Genomic DNA, 20,680 nt, shown 5'->3' on the forward strand with positions numbered 1-20,680 from the left:
CGTTTATTACCAAAATTATTTGTCCAGTATCGCATAATACGAAACATTATTAATCAATGATCAACGAAAAAATCCTTACTTATAGGCGATTAATTATTGCCAAGCTTGTGGTAGAATCCCAGCCTAAATTTTTCATATCGTAAGAATACGCAGATAATGACCGCATCTTCACTTAATTCACGAGAAAAGCGCGCCGCTGTATCGCTGGCGAGTGTGTTTGCATTTAGAATGCTCGGCTTGTTTATGCTGATGCCTGTATTGGCTATTTATGGCCAATCGCTTGATGGTTTTTCGCCTATGTGGATAGGATTTGCTATTGGCGCGTATGGCTTAACGCAAGCGGTACTGCAAATTCCTATGGGGCGTTTGTCAGATAAAATAGGCCGTAAAAAAGTAATTGTTGGTGGCTTAGTTGTGTTTGCGTTGGGCTCTGTTATTGCAGCCCTTGCTGAATCTATTCAAATGGTTACAGTGGGCCGTGCACTACAAGGTATGGGCGCTATAGCCAGTGCGCTGCTTGCTTTTGCCAGCGACTTAAGCCGCGACGAACAGCGCCCTAAAGTAATGGCGGTGATTGGTATGAGCATAGGGATGAGCTTTGCTTTTGCTATGTTACTTGGGCCTATTGTTGCCGCGTCGTGGGGTGTAGCGGGAGTATTTTGGTTAACTGCAATCCTTGCCGTGTTCGGTATTGGTATTATTTTATTTTTAGTGCCCAACGCAGTAAACAAAGCGCCCAAAGGCGATACCTTGGCAAGCTTTAGTGATATTAAAAAGCTTATTAAGCATCCGCAATTATCGCGCTTAAATGCAGGCGTATTACTGCTACATTTAACGCTAACCACTATTTTTGTGGTACTACCCAGCCAACTAATAAAAGATGGCTTAGTGGCAAACCACCATTGGTATTTATATATTCCGGTATTGCTGTTAGCGTTTATTTTAATGGTCCCTATTATGATTATTGCCATTAAAAAAGAAAAAGAAAAACAAGCGTTTATTGGCTCGGTAGCACTGCTTTCTATTAGTATGTTTGCTATGTCTATTTGGGTGAATAGCGTAGTTGGCATTGCCATTTGTATGTTGCTTTATTTTGTAGCATTTAATTTTTTAGAAGCCACTATGCCTGCGCTTGTATCGCGTATTGCTCCCGCTAGCCAAAAAGGTTCGGCAATGGGTGGGTATTCGTCTAGCCAGTTTTTGGGGGCTTTTTTAGGTGGTATTTTAGGGGGTTATGTTGCCCAAACTACAAGTACGCAAGCTGTGTTTGCGGCAGCGGCACTTGTTGGGTTAATATGGCTTATTATTGCGTGGAAAATGCAAGTCCCACCGAAAAGTAAAGTTATTAGTTTAATGACCAATTTAAGTTCTGAAGAGCAAGCTCAAGCACTTGCTTCTCAGCTAGTTGCTTTACCTGGCGTAATAGAAGCAACAGTAGTACGCGACGAAAGCCGCAGCTATTTAAAGATTAATGATAAAGAATTTGACCTAGACCAAGCACGTAAAGTAGCTGGTTTAATCTAACGTTTATAGGAGAAGGTTCCATGGCACGCGGTGTGAACAAAGTAATTTTGGTTGGTAATTTAGGACAAGATCCTGAAGTTCGTTACATGCCTAATGGCAATGGTGTAGCAAATATTACCTTAGCAACGTCAGACAGCTATAAAGACAAAAACACTGGCCAAATGGTTGATAAAACTGAATGGCACCGTGTAGTATTTTTTGGCAAGCTAGCTGAAATTGTTGGTGAGTACTGCCGTAAAGGCTCGCAAATTTACGTTGAAGGTAAACTTCAAACACGTAAATGGACCGACCAACAAGGCCAAGAAAAATACACAACAGAAATCGTTGTTGATGGCTTTACGGGTCAAATGCAAATGCTAGGTGCTCGCGGTGGCGATCAGCAAGGTGGTGGTTATCAAGGTAATCAAGGCGGCCAACAAGGTGGCGGTTACCAAAATAATCAACAAGGCGGTGGCTATGGTCAAAACAACCAAGCTCAAAACAGCCAGCAAGGTGGCTATGCACCACAACAACAAGCTGCACCAGCACAACGCCCAGCTGCAGCACCTGCTCCACAGCAAAATAACCAATACCAACAATCAAACAACAGTGGCTTTGCTCCTGGGCAAAGTAATGCGCCACAGCAGCAAGGTGGTTTTGCACCTAAGCCGCAAAACGCCCCTCAGGGCGGTGCATCAAATCCTATGGAACCAACAATAGATTTTGATGACGACATTCCGTTTTGAGGAATACATAAACAAAATGTTGAAAAAATTTTTAGAAAGCCGCTATTAAGCGGCTTTTAAGTAACTACACGTTTTAGTACAAAAGGTGCAGTGTCTATCTACCATTTAACGCCTTAAAGTCACTCAAAACGCGCTATTAGCGTCTTTCTATAGGCTAAAAATTGAATAGCACATATAACTAAAAAGCAGCCTGAGTAAGTCACTAACTGAGCAATTGGCTCGGGGCGAACAAAATATTCATGTAACAGCGCCCCAATTAACGTACCCGCCAATAAAACATACGCAACATAGGTAAACAGTGCTTTTTGCTTCTCATTTTTAATAAACAAAAGAGCAAGCATCATTAAACCCACTACCAACTCCAGTAAACCAACGCTATACATATAAATTTTAGCGTTAACGGGCAGTACCTGCGCAAAGTAGCTAAAGGTTTTAACGCTTACTTGCGCTGCTAATAATTTTGGCAGGGCAAACTTAAACATAAAAAGCGCGCTGGCTAAATTTAAAAGGTTACTAAATAAATTCTTCATGAAAGCTTATGCCTTAATAAAGCAGCCGTAAGGTAATAAATGCCAAGGCTGCAATTTAAATGGTTACACAACAGTGCCGCGAATAGGGTAGTTATTTTGCTCTTTAATAAACTTTAAGCCTCTTACAACCACGTCTAACTCAGGGCGTAAATACGGGGCATTAGAAATATTTACAGCTTGCAATATCCCTTGCTCATTTACGACAAACATAGCGGGCTCTGCAAAGTTGTGATCGGTTTCTTGCTCAGAGCGAGGTGAGGAAATATACAGCCCAAGTTGTTTCATTTGCTGCTGTGTTAAACCATAAGCTATAGGAAAGCTAACCGCGAGCGTGTCCATGCTTTGTGTTAGCTGCGCGCGGCTATCTGCAGAAACAGCACAAACGCTCACCCCAAGTGCCTTTAATGCGGGTAATTGCGCTTCTAGTAAATTTAAGTAACGCATACAAAGCGGGCAATGCTTGCCTCTGTATACCACGAGCATTTGCCACTCGGCGCCACCGTGCGGCTTACTTAGATCTGCGGTTGTCCCATCGAGCAAGTGTGCAGTAACTGTTGGAAATGAATTACCGGCTATTAATTTAAATGACTCTGACATAAACACCTCTTTTATACTGATTGTGAATGATTTTTTTTAACAAATAAGTACAGCGCAGTGAGTGCACATAAGCTGATACAGCTAATAAAAATATTGCGAGTGCCTCTTGGGGTATATTCAACAAACGATGTTAAAAATTGCCCAGAAAAAACAGCCATTGTGAAATAAGAGAGGTTACGACCGCGAACAGAGGCTGCGCTACGCTCTACGGTCATATGGTTTAATAGTGGGATGCTAAAACCAAAGCCAATACCGCTAAACACAGCGCCTATTACCAATAACGCTGTACCCGTTTGTAAAAAGAAAGCAAATGATGCCCCATAGCCTATAAATGCCAGCGCAAGTACTTTTTGCTCGCCCATTTTTTTAGTTAACTGAGGCATAAAATGTGCCACAACAACAGCCACTAACGAGATGAAAGAGAGTAAAAAACCTACTTGTTCTTCATTATAATTTTGCGCATGCATTGTGCTGGGTAGTAAAACAATTGCGCTAAAAAACGTGACCATTGCAAGCACAGCCAGCGAATACACATGCTTAAGAGATAAGCCTTTATTTGATATTACGTGCTCTTGTGTTGCTTGTGCCTCTTGTGCTTGAGGGTGATTACGCGGCACAAAAAGTAGCAACATGGCTAAAAATACCCAAGAAATAAGGTACAACGATAATGGTAAAGCCCAATGCTGCACAGCAAGTAGGCCACCTATAAATAGAAATATAACGCCACCTAGCTCTATTGCCATACCTTGCTTAGCAAGCATGCCTAGGCGCGCTTTAACAAAGTACCACTGTGATATTAAAACGGTACAACCGGCCATAACAATTGAGGTAACACCGCCAAGCAAAATACGGTTAGCAAAAACCAACAACGGCCCTTGTAGCCAATATACGCTTGCACCTAAAAAGCCGTATAAAAATAAGCCAATAATTAATGAACGGTAAGCGCCATATTTATCAATTAATTTACCTGCAATAGGCGCAAATATAACAGCCCCTAAAGCCGGTAAGGTCACTAAAAATACCGCACTGTCAGCAACATTTAGGGCTGTTGATATACTGATTAAACCAGGTGCAACCAATGCACCCACCATGATTGTTAAGCAAGCTATACACAGCAAAGTGTAGCTTCCTGCGTTATTGAGTTTATTCATAAGTATTCTCTGTTTTTAAATAGGGCAACTAAGGAGTACTTACGCTTAGTTGCAAGGAGTTAATGGCGGTTATTTTTTTTGCGAGAGAGTTAAAAGCAGCGCTAATGGTAATTAACACTACATTAAGGACAACTACGCCAGGCCACTGGTACAAAGCAAAGGCTTTCACACCAATAATTGAGCCAAAGGCGCCACCTAAGTAGTAGCCGAGCATGTAAACACCATTGATACGGCTTTGTGCGCTTGGGTCTATGCTAAATACGCGGACTTGATTGGCTACTTGTGCGCTAAAAATAGCGAAGTCGATTAAAATAATACCGATAATTAGGGCTATTAGGTTTCCTAAAAAAACGCCTGTAATAGCAAAACCAATTGCGGCAAGTGTGAGTACTATCATGACTAATTTTTTAAAGCCCAGCGCATTGACCCACTTACCCGAAGACTTAGCCCCTATTACGCCAGCTAATGCAATGATGCCAAATAATCCGGCCTCTTGGGCACTGTAGTTAAAAGGTGCATCACTGAGATAAATAGCTAAAGTAGCCCACAGTACATTAAAAGCAGCAAACCAAAGCGCGCCAGTTAAAGTAAACACTTGTAGTGGTTTGTGCTGTTTAAATAACGCTACTGTACTTTTAAGTAGCGGCCAGTAACGTAAGCTAGTTTGTGGTTTATTTAGAGGTAAAAAGAGCCTAAGTAGTACACCAAATAGCGCAGCTAATATTGCAGACATAACAAATACGCCACGCCAACCAAAGTGCTCTCCTACAAAACCGCTTAACGTGCGTGAAAGTAAAATACCAATGGTTAGGCCCATCATTAAGGTGCCCAATGTCGCCCCTTTATTTTCAGCAGATACAAGTGATGCCGCAAAAGGGATTAATTGTTGGGTAATGTTGGCACTTACCCCTATTAAAAATACCGACATTAATAACAGCGGTAAGTTAGGTGTAAATATGGCAAAACTACATGCAATAACCAGTAAGCCCGATAAAATGCTTATTAAGCGACGACGCGCAATAGAATCCCCCAGCGGCGAAATAAACAATAGGGCAAAAGCGTAACCAAATTGAGTAAATGCGGGAATGCTACCAAGTTGTGAATCCGTTAAATTAAACTCGTTACCAATTAGGGGTAAAATTGGCTGGCTGTAATATAGGTTTGCAGCGGTTGCTGCAATGGCGGTTGTCATCAACAATAAAATAAAGCGACTTAACGAGGCGCTTTGCGTTACCAGGGTCATTTTGCTCTCCAACATTAAAAGGTAGGCGAATGATAGAGGGAGATGCTTGATGTTAGAAATGTTTAAATTTGATGGAATTTATACAAATAACGTATAGTTGTTGCTATACCTCTCATACAGAGCAAATTTGAGTCGCACATGGATATAAAAATATTAAAAAGTTTTATTGCAGTGGCTAAGCACTTGAGCTTTTCAGAAGCGGCTCAAGAGCTACATACAGTTCAACCCGCTATAAGTCGCCATATTTCTTCGTTAGAAGAGCAGCTAGGTGTTAGCTTGTTTACCCGTAACTCTCGGGAGGTGTCGATCACGCAAGCGGGAGAGCAGTTAGTTAAAGATGCCACTGCAATTTTAGCGCTTACAGAGCGGGCTAAAAATAAGGTTAAACTGGTCGATAGCGGGCAGTTAGGCTCGCTGAGTATTGCGTATTTAAGCTCTGCATGTTTAACATTTTTGGCCAAATTAATCCGAACGTATAAGTCGCAGTTTCCTAATGTTCACGTTACCTTGCTAGAAATGACCGCGACCGAGCAAATAGAGGCCCTTAAAAACGAACGGGTAGATGTCGCGTTTTCTCGGCCTTTACCAAGCACCATAGCCGATGAGTTTATAAGTGAAACTATGTACGTCGACCGCCTCGTAGCGGTGGTCAACAAAAATCATCCCTTTGCATCAACGCAAACTATTAATTTGAAAACCCTTAAAAATGAGCCGTTTATTCTTTTTAATCGCGACGAAGCCTTAGGGTTGTTTGATGAAATTATTACTCGTTGCAAGCGCGCTGGCTTTTCACCTAACATTATTAGTCAACCAAGGCATATGCAAACCTTAGTAACAGAGGTTGCCGCCGGTTTAGGGTTAGCTATAGCACCTTATTGTGTAAGTAAATTATATAGCGAGGGTTGCCATTTTATAGAGTTAGAAAAGGTCGACACACAAATTTATTTGCAGCTGCAATACAAGCAAATTAACAGCAGCGCTACCACGCAAGCGTTTGTAGAAATGGCACTTAATGCCCAAGCAGAAATTCAGCTTAGCATGCGTAATTGAGTTGGCTTTATAAAAGCGCTTTTAGCTAACTTATGCACTGCAATAATTAGCGAGGCGTAAATGCGCAAAAACGCAAAAACACCTTTGTAATTTACATCTCATTTAATTGATTTGTAACTAATTAACATCTACTCTAGTGGTACTAATTACTTCAAGCAACTATGAGAAACATGAAAGCCATTATTTTATTTTTATTTCTTGTTTTTCAATTTGCCAGTTTGCCGGTAAGCGCTCAACCGGATTCTAAAATTACCAATGTCTTATTTATAAATTCTACAAACCAACATATGCCTTGGCATAAAAGTGTTGAAGAGGGCTTAAATAGCGAGCTATCAACACGGACTTTTGACTATGAGCTTTTTGTTGAAAACATTGATGTAGGGCGCTTTGATGAGGCCACTCAAACGCAATTAATGAGCGACTACCTTAAGCAAAAATATAAAAATAAGCACATTGATATAATTGTCACGCAATCCCCCTCAGCTGCCACGTTAATATCGCAATTGAATGATTTTTTACTAGCACACCAAAAATTTATTTAGAACCTGGCGAACAGTTTAGGCTACCGGCCAACACAAATAATGCCTCAATGCAGGCTAAGTTAGACTACAAGCAAGCAACCGCCAGCGCGGTTAATTTAATGAAACCTAAAAAGCTCATAGTCATCTTAGATACTAAAAATGAAATCGGTATAAACTTTTATACGGGGCTGTTTAATATTATCAGCCAAGATTTTTCGTATTTAGAAATTGAGCAATGGTTTGATCTTCCGGCTGCTGAACTGATGACAAAAGTAAAAAATGCGCCTTCAGACGCCATTATTTTATTTACCCCTATATTTAGAAATTACGAAAATAAGTCGATTAGCCCGTATCAGCTCGTCAGCTTACTGGCTCAGCACAGTAACGCCCCTATTTTTAGCTACTGGGAAGTTTTATTGGGCTCAGGTGTAGTGGGTGGTTATGTTTTATCAGGTGAGAAAATAGGTAAAAGCGTGGGTGAAGCTATTATTTCTTACAGTGAAAATAACGTGTTACCCACTATAAGTGATGAAAATTTAAGTGTTCATAAATACGATTGGCGACAGCTAAAAAAATATAATGTTGCCCCGCAAAGCCTGCCAGAAAAATCGATTATTGCTTATTACAAGCCGAGTTACTTTGTACAAAATAAAGTGTTAATTTACAGCGCCGCCATTACTATTTTTGTATTGAGCGCTTTTTTAGTGTTTGTATTACGGTTAAACCGCCGCCGCATTCAGCTTGTAAACGCGCTTGATGAAGAAAAGCTACGACTTGAATCGCGTGTAGAGCAACGCACTAAAGAGCTATTACAAGCTAAAGAAGAAGCAGAGCAACTTACCTCGTCAAAATCTGAATTTTTAGCCAATATGAGTCACGAGATCAGAACCCCAATGAGTGGCATTATAGGGCTGACAAATATTTTATTGGGCAAAAACTTACCTGAAGAAGATAAACAATATTTAGAAAAAATAAAGTACTCGTCAGATCAATTGCTTGTAGTTATTAATGACATTTTAGATTTTTCAAAAATCGAGTCTGGAAATATCAAACTCGAGGCCTTTGCATTTTCGCTAAACGCGGTTGTCGATTATATAACGACCACATTTGAAAATAGGGCGCGGAGTAAAGGAATTGCGTTTGAGGTTAATATTAGCGATAACGTGAAACATAACTTAGTTGGCGATGTGGTGCGTATAAACCAAGTATTAATTAACTTGTGCTCTAACGCGATTAAGTTTACCTCTAAAGGGGCTGTTTCGGTGCAAATAGACGCAGAAGAAGCCCCCAATGACGCCAAAAGTATTGTTTTACGCTTTAGTGTTAAAGACACCGGCATTGGTATTGATGAAAAAAGCTTACCTAACTTGTTTGAGTCATTTACTCAGGCCGACAGCTCTACAACCCGAAAATACGGGGGAACGGGGTTAGGCTTAGCCATTAGTAAACGTTTATGCCAAGCAATGGGTGGCGATATTTCTGTAAGCAGCACGCAAGGTGAAGGCAGTGAGTTTATTGCTACCATAAACGTTGAGGTAAACACCCAAGCATTAATAGAAGACAGCCCACAGTTATCATTTGCTGAACCATTTGATGTATTACTAATAGATGATAACGAAGATGATTTAAGCTTAATTAAAAGTCAGCTTAGTGCAATGGGGCTGCGTTGTACGCCTTGCACGCAGGCAAGTGATGCAATAAAAATAATTAAAGAAAATATAAACACTTATAAAATTATTATTGTTGATTGTGAAATGCCAACCATGAGCAGTGAAACGTTTTTTACTCGCATTTACAAAGTAAACCCACAGCTTTGCAACAATATTATTGTACTTACAGCAAGCAAAAACGACGCAATTTACGACATAGCTAAAAAAATAAACATTAAAACTATTTTGCATAAGCCTGTGCTTACCAGCGTGTTATTTGAAGCGATGAAAAGCAAAGTGGTTAGCCCTTCTACAAGCAATACCCATAAACCTGCCACCGAAAAGCCACTGCAAGGGGTAAAAATACTCGTTGTGGAAGATAACGCCATAAACAGGTTAATTGTATCCGATATATTAGCCGCCAGTGGGGCTCAAGTACACGTAGTAGAAAATGGTTTAGAGTGCATACAAACCGTAAAATTAGAAGCGTTTGATATTATTTTGATGGATATTCATATGCCCATTATGGACGGTGTAGAAGCGACTAAAGTAATACGCAGTGACAGCAATACTGCGCTTGCCTCTATGCCTATCATTGCGTTAACTGCAAACGTAATGAAAGATGATATTACTCACTACCTATCTATTGGTATGAATGCACATGTTGCTAAACCAATAAAAGCTAAACATTACGCGATACAATACTTAGTTGCTTAAATAAATAAACTTATCAATTACCTACCTTTAATAGCAGGCTATAACGCCTGCAACGTTAAAAAACCAAACGTAAAATTTATATAAATAGGGTTTGACTCACACCTTTTAATATGTGAAATTTCATATATTCGTTTTTTCATATGTATTTGGTTCGCTATAGAACTACAAGGTTAAGGATTATGAGTAAATCAATTGAACACGAGCTACCTAATTTAGAACTTTCACAAAGCACTCCGCCTACCGTTAAGGATTTCACGCTAACGTTTTCATCTCATAAACCTAAAATCTTATTGCTATACGGATCGCTAAGAGCTCGCACATATAGCAAGTTAGTTATAGAAGAGAGTGCACGCTTGCTAACCCACTTTGGTGCTGAGGTTAAAATATTTAACCCTGAAGGTTTACCCATAACAGATAGTGAAGATGAGACGCACCCTAAGGTGCAAGAGCTACGTGATTTAATGCTCTGGTCTGAAGGGCAAGTATGGTGCTCGCCGGAGCGACACGGTGCTATGACGAGTGTATTTAAAAACCAGATTGATTGGGTTCCATTAAACCTGGGTGGCGTAAGGCCTACACAAGGCAAAACGCTGGCTGTGCTGCAGGTTTGTGGTGGTTCGCAGTCATTTAATGTGGTTAATCAGTTACGCGTATTAGGGCGCTGGATGCGCATGATAACAATACCTAATCAGTCATCGGTGCCTAAAGCGTTTTTAGAATTTGAAGAGAATGGCCGAATGAAGCCTTCTGCTTTTTACAATCGAATTGTGGATGTAATGGAAGAGCTCGTAAAATTTACCTTATTAATGCGCGACCAAAAAGATTACTTTGTTGATAGATACTCTGAGCGAGTAGAAACAGCAGATCAGCTCAGTAAACGCGTAAATCAAAAAGACATTTAGGAGGTTACTGTGGGGTTATTTGAACGCTTTTTATCGGTGTGGGTTGCGCTGGCAATCGCGGTAGGGATTGTCGCCGGTTACACCGTACCCGATGTATTTAGTGTTGTTGCAAGCTTAGAATATGCACATGTAAATATTGTCATCGCTGTACTCATTTGGTTTATGATTTACCCAATGATGGTGCAAATTGACTTCTCTTCTATTAAAGATGTAGGCAAAAAGCCTAAAGGCTTAGTACTGACAGTTGTTATCAACTGGCTCATAAAGCCCTTTACCATGGCCTTACTAGGGTGGTTATTTTTTAAAGGCATTTTTGCAGACTTTGTTGACCCACAAACGGCAACAGAATACATAGCCGGTATGATTTTATTAGGAGTAGCACCATGTACTGCAATGGTGTTTGTGTGGAGTCAATTAACAAAAGGCGATGCTAATTACACGTTAGTGCAGGTATCTATAAACGATATTATTATGATATTTGCCTTTGCGCCCATCGCAGGTTTATTACTAGGGGTAACAGATATAACGGTACCGTGGGACACGTTATTACTCTCGGTGGTTTTGTATGTACTTATTCCATTAATAGCAGGCGCTATTACCCGCAAAAAGTTAGATAAAGGTGAAGATCACACACGGTTAAATCACTTTTTAAAGGTAATGAAACCGTATTCTATAATTGGCTTACTGGCAACGGTGGCACTTTTATTTGGTTTTCAGTCTCAAACATTAATAGATAACCCAGAAGCCATTGTATTGATTGCTATCCCGCTGCTTATTCAAACGTACGGTATTTTTGCAATAGCCTATATAGCCGCAAAAAAAATGGGCCTAGCTCATAATATTGCAGCTCCAGCTTGCATGATAGCAACTTCTAACTTTTTTGAACTCGCTGTTGCCGTAGCCATTTCATTATTTGGTTTACACTCTGGTGCTGCGCTTGCCACCGTTGTGGGCGTTCTTGTTGAAGTACCTGTTATGCTTAGCTTAGTTTATTTTGCTAATAAAACGCGTCATTGGTTTAACTAGGAGAGTGTCATGGTCGTTATTCATCACAACCCAGATTGTGGTACATCGCGCAATGTATTGCAGATTATTAAAGCCGCTGGTTATAACCCCACGGTTATTGAATACCTTAAAGAGGGCTGGACAAAACCTCAATTGTTAGCGTTATTTGCCGCAGCAAACTTAACACCAAAAACAGCGTTGAGAGTGAGTAAATCGCCTGCTGAAGAACTAGGCTTGTTAAATGAAAATGTAACAGACGAAGCTATTTTAGAGGCCATGCTTGAGCACCCTATACTGGTTAATAGACCTATAGTGAGCACCGAAAAAGGGGTTAAGCTATGTCGCCCTAGTGAGCAAGTTTTAACGTTGTTAGCGCAATGGCCTAAAGGCGAGCTATACAAAGAAGACGGCGAAATGATATTAAACGCGCAGGGCGAGCAACCCTAAAAGTAATAAACTATTTGCCAAAACCCCGTTTACACGGGGTTTTTTTGTTTAGCAAAATTATAAACATTTAAACTTGCTTTGCCTGCTTGTGCTAATGACTATTTTGAACAACACTTTAAATAGTCGCGTTGCCACAGAGATCACTATGCATAAAGCCTTAATAAAAATTGCTGAGCAAAAAAAAATAATTTACTTAACCAGTTTCACGCTGGTGGTAATTATTTTTAATGTGCTTTTAAATGATACGCTCCATAAAAAAATTCATAAAAATGGTCAGCAGTTAACGCAGCAAATTTTTGAGCTGCAAATTAATGCCGATGCCGATAAAGAAATAGTGCAGGCATTGGTGCAAAGTAAGGGCTTTATGCTGGCTGCACACTCAAATGCCGAACACTTCAAATACTTAGTTGATATACAGCACGATGTATTTAGCTATAAAACGCTCAGCATAAGTTTATACCACTGGCCTGCCTGGGTGGAGCAAGCTTACTTATTTTTACTGTTAAATATCATTATATTAGGTGCCACTAGCTGGTGGGTTAGATGGTGGAAAGTATTAGTAACAAAACCGGCAGCGAACCCGCCATTGCCTTACAGCAAAACTAAAGCTGCAAAAAAACTTTCTACGCAAATAACCACATTAAACTGCGAAGTAAAGTCTATGTACGGTGTTAGTGCAGCGCGTCATAGCTTATTTGCCATAGTGAAATTTGATTGTGTGCTTGATGAAAATACCGATACCCAAGCAAGCTTTAAGGTATTAATAGCAAAATATTTTAAAGAGCTTCCTGCAGTATCAGTTAATGTATTTGATGCTAACAACCTTGCTATTACTTTAAATAATATCCCCGTAGCAAAGCTAGATACATACAGTGAAAGCCTACACGAATGCGTTTATCAAATTTGTAAGCGTTATCGAAGCACAGTAACACGTAAAAACATAAAGGTTGGTTTGTGCGATTATCGATATGCGGCTGAGCAACCCGTTATTTTTAAACTCGCTAAATCGGCCTTAGTATTTTCAGAAAAAAGCTTAATTCAACACTGGCATAGGCTCGCGTTACAGCACGAGCAAGGGAACTTAATTTCAAGTAAGCAGGTTATTGAAAATATTAAAAAGAATAAATTTATCTTATTCTTTCAACCGTTATTTATGATCACCAGCGGCGATATTGTACAACATGAAGTGCTAATAAGAATTAGGCAGCAACCGCACGGTTTATTAGCTGCGCGTTACTTTATTAATCAAGACTTTAACAATCACCAAGCATTTGAGTTAGATAAAGCGGTGCTACTTCAAGTTAAGAAGCTTATTTTAGCTGAGCCCAGCGCACTAACGGTGAGCGTTAATTTGCATATAAGTAATTGGTTTAACGAGCAGTTTTGGAGCTGGTTTGTCACTAATATGAAAGATTTTACGACAAAGCGAAAGTTACAGTTTGAAATTAGCGAAGCAGACTTTATTAAGTACCAAGCGCAACTAGCAGGTGCCTTTGAAAAACTGACGGCCCTACAAAGTTTGCTGGTGATTGATAATGTACAGAATGTGGAGCACATTAACCAAATTGCTTCTCAAAAATTAGTTAGCGGTATTAAACTAGGGTATCCGCTTGTTCATAATGTGGATGAAAAAACACAACAGCAAAAACAAGTTAAAAACATTGTGGCGCAAAGCAAGTTGCTCAATATACCTGTGTACGCGGTGGGTGTAGAAACCCAAAAAGAGCTACTTATGTTGGCTAAACTAGGCGTAGTTGCCGCACAAGGTTTTTACTTTTCTGAGCCCTTGCAGGAATACACGCATGTCACGTTTTACTAAGGGCAGTTAATCCTTTTAAGCTAAGTACAGCCAAAAGGGCCACTCTAGCAGCGGTTGTAGAGCTCACTAGGTTACACACTGCACCGTGGTTAAACTGGCCTTAAGTAAGCATGTTTTAATGCCCAGAGGTTAATATCCTTAAATCAGGCCACGATATTTTAGCCCATTGAGCCCCTGTAAACCGCCTGTATGGATCGCCATTATATGACTACCAGCAGCAAAGTAATCTTGCTCGATAAGCTGCCATAGTGCATACATCATTTTACCGCTGTATATAGGCTCAAGAGGTAAGTTATGTTGCTGCTGCATGCGTTGGCAAAACTGCCATAAGTCATTACTAAATTTGCCATAACCGCCATCATGAAACTCAGTAAGTAGCTGCCAATTGGATTGCTGAGCTGCTTTTTTACTGAGTGCTGTAATTTCTTTGTTCAAGTACTCGGCTTGTTTTAATACCGCAATTCCTAACAGCTGTGTGGCCTCATAGCTACCTTCAATTAAGCCTGCAAGAGTTCCTCCACTTCCTGTGGGACATACTAAGTAATCATGTTTTGGTAAGCTTTTAGCAAGCTCAGCACACCCAGGCAGGGCGTATGTATTACTTCCACCTTCTGGGATTATATAGGCTTGTGTAAAGCGTTCTTGCAACTGAGCTAAATAATCTGGGTCATGGCGCTGCTTATATTCAATACGAGTAACCGCATGTAAATCCATTGCACACTGTTTAGCAAATTGCAGGGTGGGGTTTTGAGTATCTAAGTGTGGCCCTCTAATTATGGCGTGGGTTTTTATATTAAATAGTTTACCCGCCCCTGCACAGGCGTGAACATGATTAGAAAAAGCCCCCCCAAAGGTGAGGAGTTGTGTTTTATTAAGGGCTTGCATTTGCTGTAAATTATATTTTAGCTTACGCCATTTGTTACCACTTATTAGTGGGTGAAGTAAGTCATCTCTTTTTATACTTAACCGTATGTTTCTCTTTTTAAGACAGTCGCTATCTATTTGTTGTATTGGACTTTCTTTTTCAATATTGAATAAATTAAGCATTATTTCTCGTGTTTAAACTTGCAAACTAAAAAACTTGTACGACACTTAGTTAATCTCTTATTAACAATAGTAGCTATATGAAAAAAAAGCTGTTTTCGTTGTTATCTTGGTTAAATCGCAGTTTAGACTCAAGCACAGCGATTGGTATTGCTACTTATGCAGATACAGTAAACGCGGTGTGTTTAAAAAAATCAAGGGCAGTGGTACGTACATAACTCACACAGTGTGAATGTAGAGGACCAAGCGGATTATACAGTCGCTATTGCAACTTGCACAAATGAAGTTTGCGCTGAGGTGTGCCCAGTAAATTTAGTGGTTCCTCATTATTTTTATCAAATAGTGCAAATGGATAAACCCATGCTGAGTGACGAAGAGATCATTCAATCCTTACCTTGGACAACAAAAGACTTAGTTGATATTCCACCAGAGAACATTGTTGCCGACTTTATCGATTACCCAATCGTTCAGCCTATGCAAAGCAGTAAAATGAATGTGTTTATTACTAATAAACTACAGTTAATGCCTTTTATTGATAGCTTTTCAAAAATAAAGCCTGTGCTCAGAGCAATGACCTCGGAAGAAATGATTTTAGTGACCTTGTTTGGCGAAGATAAAAGCGCGCACATGCTTATAGTGCAACATGCAGGGCATGAGCCGCGTATTTTAATTATTCGTGATGGTCAGCTTTTATTAGCCAGGCGTTTAAACGGGTTTTTAGGCATTTCAGATAAAGAGCGCACACACGGTTTGGTTGAAGCCTTAGGGCTTGAGATCCAACGATCAATGGATTTTTTGAAAGCCAACTAAAACAGCCTCCTATCAGAAGCATTCAGCTGCATTGCGATGATTTATCGTCTTTAACATTAAGGGCTGGCCTTGCAGAATTTTTGCAAGTAAAGGTTGTTGATTTTAAACCTAATATAGATTTAGCACAGGATCTCGAACCAAGCTTTTATTACGCATTAGGCGCAGCGTATCAATTAACTGATCCGGATTCAGTGTTATGAAAACACGGATTAATTTTTACCAAAAAGCCATTAGGGTTAGGCGCGACCCCGTGCCCTTTAAAGGAATGCTGTTGCTGTGGCTAGGTACATTGTTAGTGGTTGCATTAACTTGGTTGTTTTATTTATACGAAGAGCACAATAGCCAGCAATTACTTACGCAAAGCCAAGCTTATCTAAAGCAAACGCAGCAGCAATTAAACGTGGTAAAGCAGCAATTAGCTGATAAACAAAATAAATCGCATTTGATAGATGAGCTAAAAGTACTGCAACAAGAAATTTTGCATAAACAGCAGGTGTTTGATTATTTAGAAAACACATCCATGCACACGAAAACGGATTATGCCGATGTAATGCGCGATTTGGCAGCGTACCACGAACCGCAAATTTGGCTTGATCAGATAAAATTTGAAGGCCAAAAAGTAATGCTCAAAGGGCGTACTCAGCAAGCCAAATTTTTACCTATTTGGCTTGCTAATCTCAAGCAATCGAGCTTTTTTAAGGGGAAGGAGTTTTCAGTGCTGGAGCTGTCGAGCAGTGATGGCGTGAGCGAGTTTAATGTGGCTACAGAACTTAGTTCAAGTGAGGTAGCATAATGAATGAGCAAAATGAAAATAAAGGCTGGCCATTATTCGTTAAATACCAAGCACAATTTGCGGCATTACAGCAGCGGGAAAAGTATTCTGTACTGTTTGTTGGCTTGTTTCTTATTGTTTATTTAGGTTTATGGTTTGTGGTGTTTCCACAGCAAGATGCAGTAAATAGTTTACGCGTTGAACAAAATACATTGTGGCAAAAACTCAATCAAAATGAAGCACAGCTCTCTATGCTTACCCAGGCATTAGAGCATGACTACACAAAAGTACTTAGAAATCAGGTAGGGCAAACCCAGCGCGAGCTAGAAGATATAAATAATAAGTTAAGCACGTTTAGCCAAGGCTTTATTTCAGCAAACAAAGTACCTGCTGTATTAAAGGATTTATTAGTAAATACCCCCGATGTGCAAGTGGTTGGCTTTAGAGTAAACCCAGCAAAAGCAATTGATGTAGAAAAACTTGGTGAGCACGATACGCAAACCTTGTTTTTCGAACTCCAAATGGTGGTTACTTTGCAGGGGCGTTATTTTAGCTTACAGCAGTATTTAGAAGGCCTTAAAGCTAGCCAACAAAAGTTGTTAATACAGCAGTTTAACTATCAGGTGCAAACATACCCTAATGCAGAGTTAACATTACAAATCGCAACGGTGAGTGCCAATGAAAAATTTATCGCTTTATAGTTTGAGTGTGTGTTGCGTGTGCTTTTTTTCTGTCAGTTCAGCTGAAATACTGCGCGATCCTACTCAGCCAAGCAATGCACCAATACTAAAAGGCGCTGCAGTTAGCAATGCAGCGCTGTCGTTACAGTCAATTATTAAAACCGAAAAGCAATACAAAGCGATTATTTCTAAGCAGGTGTATAAGCCAGGAGATGTAATAGGTGAATTTCGGGTGCTAACAATAAACGCCAATTCAGTGTTGTTAGCGAATGATGATAAGCAAATAAAATTAGAATTATACGACTATGAAATTAAAAAATAATATAACAAAGGCATGGCTTGCGCTTATTTTAATACCGCCTTTTTTAACGGCGTGCCATAGTTTTAAGCCCGGAAAAGAGATTCAGCCACACATAGCACAAGAGCTTGCTCCTATAAGCAACAATGCTAAAAGTGTTGCCCCGGTAGAGGTGAGTAGCGCGCTTACACAAAGCTTACTTTCATCACTTAATAACGAGCAAAGTTTAACAAATGAGTTAGCTGTAAAGCGTTTTGATGTTGCCGCAAAAGAGGTAGAAATAAGCTCATTTTTTAATGGATTAACTGCTGATACTCCATACAGCGTGGCAGTACACCCAAAGGTGAGCGGAGTTATTTCTTTAAATTTAAAAAACGTAACGTTTGAAGAAGTTATAGCTGTTATTAAACGCATGTACCGGTTAGATATTGTCCAAGAAGGTCGTATTGTGCAGGTGTTACCAGCGGTCATGCGCACAGAAACTATACCGGTTAATTATTTAATGATGCAGCGCCATGGGCAATCAACGGTAAGTGTTGTTGCTGGTGGAGTGAGCCAGTTTTCACAAAACAACTCAAGTTCAAATTCAAGCTCAAACAGTAGTAATAATTCGAGCCAAAATAATCAGTTTGGCAGCGATAATCAAAATACCGAACTAAATGGCTCTCGCATCCAAACAATTAACCAAAACGACTTTTGGAAGGAGCTTGAAGTTGCTCTTAAATCGCTTATTGGTTCAAACGATGGTCGTTATGTGGTTGCCAGCCCACAGGCAAGCTTGGTTACGGTTAATGCATTACCAAGTGAAATAAACCAGTTAAAAGACTTTTTACGTCAAAGCCAAGAAAACCTTCAGCGACAAGTTATTCTTGAGGCTAAAATTGTCGAAATAACCTTAAAAGATGAATACCAACAAGGGGTTAACTGGGAGCGGATTTCTAGAGGGTTAGAAGGTGGGGTGTCGTTTGCAACTACAGCAGGCAGCATAGGTAATTCTATTTCAGCTACTTTAGGAGGGGTTTCCTCGTTAACGATTGAAAAGGCGACTTTAGCGGCGTAATTAGTTTGCTTGAAACGCAGGGCGACCTGCAAATGCTTTCTAACCCGCGTGTAACTGCAACAAACAATCAAAAAGCCGTGATTAAAGTGGGGCAAGATGAGTACTTTGTTACTAACGTTTCGAGCACAACAGTAACGGGCACCTCAACGACTACGTCACCAGAAATAGATCTAACTCCGTTTTTTTCGGGAATTGCCTTAGATGTCACACCACAAATTGATAAGTATGGCTCAGTTATTTTGCACGTTCACCCATCGGTAACCGAAACAGAAGAGCAGCTCAAGGTGATTACATTAGATGATCAGCGTTTTGAGTTGCCGCTTGCACAAAGCAATATTCGCGAATCTGATACGGTGATCCGCGCTCAAAGTGGTGAAATAGTCGTAATTGGTGGGTTAATGCAAACCACCACGGAAGATGAAGAATCGAAAACACCTATTTTGGGCGATGTGCCAATATTAGGTAATTTATTTAAAAGTATTAGTAAGCGCCAAGAGAAAAAAGAGCTCGTTATTTTAATCAAGCCAACGGTGGTGATGCCCGACGCGTGGAAAAAGCAACAAGCTCACAGCCGCGCGCTGTTAAATACATGGTATGAGAACTAACTATGTATTTGAGCTTTTTTAATTTAAGTGAAATGCCTTTCACCTTAACCCCAAACACCGAGTTTTTTTGTGCACTTGAGCCGCACCACGAAGCGATGCAAGTACTTACCACAGCGCTAGAAATGGGGGAGAGATTTATAAAAGTAACAGGAGAAGTAGGGACAGGCAAAACCTTACTATGCAGAAAACTTTTAAATCAAATTGAAGAAGACTACTTTGTGGCTTATTTACCTAATTCTTATTTAAGCCCTGAAGAATTACGTTGAGCTATTGCTGTAGAACTTGGCATGGAGGTAGATAAAAGCCTAGATCAGCAATCGTTAAGTCAGCAAATAAACCATTACTTACTAGAGCTGCAAGAAGATAACGAACGGGTTGTACTACTAATAGATGAAGCGCAGTGCCTGAGTTGGGATACACTTGAAGCGCTTCGATTATTTACAAACCTAGAAACCGAAACCGAAAAGCTTATTCAGGTGGTGCTATTTGGCCAACCTGAATTAGATGAAAAACTTGCCAATAGTAAAGTGAGGCAACTACGCCAGCGGATCAGTTTTTCCTACTCATTGCGTGCAATGACCGCCAGTTAAGTTATTTATTATATAAATCACCGTTTACAGGTGGCAGGCTTTAATCAGCCACCACTATTTACTAATCGTTTAGGATTAAAAATAGCGCGTGCGAGTCGAGGAATTCCCCGTTTGGTCAATATTTTATGCCATAAAGTTTTACTGCAGGCATACGGTGAAGGCCATAAAAGAGTAACACCGCGCCATATACATCTTGCCATTGCAGACACCGAAGATTGCAAAAAGCACCACGCTAACCATTACTGGGCTTACAGCTTATTAGCTATTAGTGTTTTTGTTATTGCAGTTATGAGGGTATGGAGGCAATGGTTATGAGTGTTATTAATAACATGCTAAAAAATATCGACCAGCGCCAAACTGCACAGCGTAATCAGCAAAGTGGCGGGGTCGCTATTCCCCCTGTACGCGACTACCACGATGTATTATTTAAAGTGCTGAGTGTTTTATTAGCGATTGTACTAATTTTTACAGCCTACCTTTATTTACCTTTTGCACAGGCACCACAAGCGAGTAAGGACACGGCTGAAAAAGCATATGCGGTTAATAATAACAGCCAGCCGATTGAAATTGCTCAAGCTAAAATTACCCCCGTAATTAAGCCCTTAAAACAATTAAGCGAAGAAAACACTGGCGCTAAAGTAGCTCATATTAATGCAGATACGCTAAAAGAGCTGGCGCATGCACAAAGTAATAACGCATTGCTTGACCAGCCAAAAGACGAAGTAATACAGCTACACGCTACAGACAAAGCCGCGCTACTGAGCAAAAAAGCAAGCTTCACAGAAGCAAGCGCTAAAGTAGCCACTAGCACAGAAATAAATATTCCAGTTGAAGCAAAAAGCAGTGCACCAGTAAAAAGCATTACACAGGCTGAGCAGCCGCCCGCTGAAAATAAATTAGTAAAACTGCCAGTGTTAAGCAAAGCAAAGCCCAGCGCATAG

General features: G+C 40.1%; 20 protein-coding genes and 2 pseudogenes. 17 read left to right on the top strand and 5 right to left on the bottom strand.

Annotation, left to right across the window (positions count from 1 at the left end):
- The first annotated feature begins 156 nt into the window (after positions 1-156).
- Both PSI06_RS00840 and ssb read left to right on the top strand, forming a co-directional pair.
- Positions 157-1,524 carry an MFS transporter gene (locus PSI06_RS00840; protein ID WP_024032520.1) on the top strand — a complete coding sequence of 456 codons (1,368 nt, stop codon included), beginning with the start codon at positions 157-159 and terminating at the stop codon, positions 1,522-1,524.
- 20 nt (positions 1,525-1,544) lie between these two features.
- Positions 1,545-2,249: a single-stranded DNA-binding protein gene (gene ssb, locus PSI06_RS00845; protein ID WP_024032519.1), complete on the top strand. Its 705-nt coding sequence runs from the start codon at positions 1,545-1,547 to the stop codon at positions 2,247-2,249.
- A 119-nt stretch (positions 2,250-2,368) separates the two neighbouring features.
- Here ssb and PSI06_RS00850 read toward each other — a convergent pair whose 3' ends face one another.
- From PSI06_RS00850 to PSI06_RS00865, 4 genes are all read right to left on the bottom strand, one after another.
- On the bottom strand, positions 2,369-2,779 hold the full coding sequence (locus PSI06_RS00850; RefSeq protein WP_273603446.1) for a hypothetical protein: 411 nt from the start codon (positions 2,777-2,779) through the stop codon (positions 2,369-2,371).
- A 63-nt stretch (positions 2,780-2,842) separates the two neighbouring features.
- The gene (locus tag PSI06_RS00855) at positions 2,843-3,376 is read right to left on the bottom strand and encodes a redoxin domain-containing protein (RefSeq protein ID WP_121636891.1); all 534 of its coding nucleotides are present in this window, start codon (positions 3,374-3,376) and stop codon (positions 2,843-2,845) included.
- Between the two features lie 11 nt (positions 3,377-3,387).
- Positions 3,388-4,527, bottom strand: coding sequence for an MFS transporter (locus tag PSI06_RS00860; protein ID WP_273603447.1), 1,140 nt, complete (start codon positions 4,525-4,527; stop codon positions 3,388-3,390).
- Positions 4,528-4,555: 28 nt separating this feature from the next.
- Entirely contained in the window at positions 4,556-5,770 is a 1,215-nt protein-coding gene (locus PSI06_RS00865) for an MFS transporter (RefSeq protein WP_273603448.1), read from the bottom strand.
- A 138-nt stretch (positions 5,771-5,908) separates the two neighbouring features.
- On the opposite strand from PSI06_RS00865, the gene PSI06_RS00870 reads away from it, so the two are divergent.
- The 7 genes from PSI06_RS00870 (at position 5,909) to PSI06_RS00900 (ending at position 13,880) form a co-directional block, all read left to right on the top strand.
- Positions 5,909-6,820, top strand: a complete 912-nt coding sequence (locus PSI06_RS00870; protein ID WP_273603449.1) for a LysR family transcriptional regulator — start codon at positions 5,909-5,911, stop codon at positions 6,818-6,820.
- A 170-nt stretch (positions 6,821-6,990) separates the two neighbouring features.
- A complete protein-coding gene (locus PSI06_RS00875) occupies positions 6,991-7,362 on the top strand; it encodes a hypothetical protein (RefSeq protein ID WP_273603450.1) in 372 nt (123 codons plus the stop codon).
- 47 nt (positions 7,363-7,409) lie between these two features.
- The gene (locus tag PSI06_RS00880; protein WP_273603451.1) at positions 7,410-9,707 is read left to right on the top strand and encodes a response regulator; all 2,298 of its coding nucleotides are present in this window, start codon (positions 7,410-7,412) and stop codon (positions 9,705-9,707) included.
- A 179-nt stretch (positions 9,708-9,886) separates the two neighbouring features.
- A complete protein-coding gene (arsH, locus tag PSI06_RS00885) occupies positions 9,887-10,609 on the top strand; it encodes an arsenical resistance protein ArsH (RefSeq protein ID WP_273603452.1) in 723 nt (240 codons plus the stop codon).
- Between the two features lie 9 nt (positions 10,610-10,618).
- On the top strand, positions 10,619-11,635 hold the full coding sequence (arsB, locus tag PSI06_RS00890) for an ACR3 family arsenite efflux transporter (RefSeq protein ID WP_029773089.1): 1,017 nt from the start codon (positions 10,619-10,621) through the stop codon (positions 11,633-11,635).
- 9 nt (positions 11,636-11,644) lie between these two features.
- Complete coding sequence (gene arsC / locus PSI06_RS00895; protein ID WP_273603453.1) at positions 11,645-12,061, top strand: arsenate reductase (glutaredoxin); 417 nt, start codon at positions 11,645-11,647, stop codon at positions 12,059-12,061.
- Positions 12,062-12,155: 94 nt separating this feature from the next.
- Entirely contained in the window at positions 12,156-13,880 is a 1,725-nt protein-coding gene (locus tag PSI06_RS00900) for an EAL domain-containing protein (protein ID WP_273603454.1), read from the top strand.
- Between the two features lie 138 nt (positions 13,881-14,018).
- Here the strand turns inward: PSI06_RS00900 and PSI06_RS00905 are convergent, their stop codons facing one another.
- The gene (locus PSI06_RS00905; protein ID WP_273603455.1) at positions 14,019-14,927 is read right to left on the bottom strand and encodes a 1-aminocyclopropane-1-carboxylate deaminase/D-cysteine desulfhydrase; all 909 of its coding nucleotides are present in this window, start codon (positions 14,925-14,927) and stop codon (positions 14,019-14,021) included.
- 77 nt (positions 14,928-15,004) lie between these two features.
- Here PSI06_RS00905 and PSI06_RS00910 point away from each other — a divergent pair, with 77 nt between their 5' ends.
- The 8 genes and pseudogenes from PSI06_RS00910 to PSI06_RS00945 all read left to right on the top strand — a co-directional run bounded on the left by PSI06_RS00910 (position 15,005) and on the right by PSI06_RS00945 (position 20,680).
- Complete coding sequence (locus PSI06_RS00910) at positions 15,005-15,142, top strand: hypothetical protein (RefSeq protein WP_273603456.1); 138 nt, start codon at positions 15,005-15,007, stop codon at positions 15,140-15,142.
- Between the two features lie 130 nt (positions 15,143-15,272).
- On the top strand, positions 15,273-15,734 hold the full coding sequence (locus PSI06_RS00915; RefSeq protein WP_273603457.1) for a hypothetical protein: 462 nt from the start codon (positions 15,273-15,275) through the stop codon (positions 15,732-15,734).
- A 196-nt stretch (positions 15,735-15,930) separates the two neighbouring features.
- Positions 15,931-16,527, top strand: coding sequence for a PilN domain-containing protein (locus PSI06_RS00920; RefSeq protein ID WP_273603458.1), 597 nt, complete (start codon positions 15,931-15,933; stop codon positions 16,525-16,527).
- Positions 16,527-17,207, top strand: coding sequence for an agglutinin biogenesis protein MshJ (locus tag PSI06_RS00925; RefSeq protein WP_273603459.1), 681 nt, complete (start codon positions 16,527-16,529; stop codon positions 17,205-17,207). The genes PSI06_RS00920 and PSI06_RS00925 overlap by 1 nt, the downstream gene beginning before the upstream one ends.
- Positions 17,185-17,508, top strand: a complete 324-nt coding sequence (locus PSI06_RS00930) for an agglutinin biogenesis protein MshK (protein WP_138576997.1) — start codon at positions 17,185-17,187, stop codon at positions 17,506-17,508. Before PSI06_RS00925 ends, PSI06_RS00930 begins: the two co-directional genes overlap by 23 nt.
- A pseudogene (mshL, locus tag PSI06_RS21620) lies at positions 17,492-19,149 on the top strand (pilus (MSHA type) biogenesis protein MshL). The gene PSI06_RS00930 and the pseudogene mshL overlap by 17 nt, the downstream one beginning before the upstream one ends.
- A gap of 2 nt (positions 19,150-19,151) precedes the next feature.
- A pseudogene (locus PSI06_RS00940) lies at positions 19,152-20,054 on the top strand (ExeA family protein).
- Positions 20,051-20,680, top strand: coding sequence for a hypothetical protein (locus PSI06_RS00945; protein WP_273603460.1), 630 nt, complete (start codon positions 20,051-20,053; stop codon positions 20,678-20,680). Before PSI06_RS00940 ends, PSI06_RS00945 begins: the two are co-directional and overlap by 4 nt.

It is taken from the genome of Pseudoalteromonas sp. GABNS16E (assembly GCF_028598715.1).
GTDB lineage: Bacteria > Pseudomonadota > Gammaproteobacteria > Enterobacterales > Alteromonadaceae > Pseudoalteromonas > Pseudoalteromonas atlantica.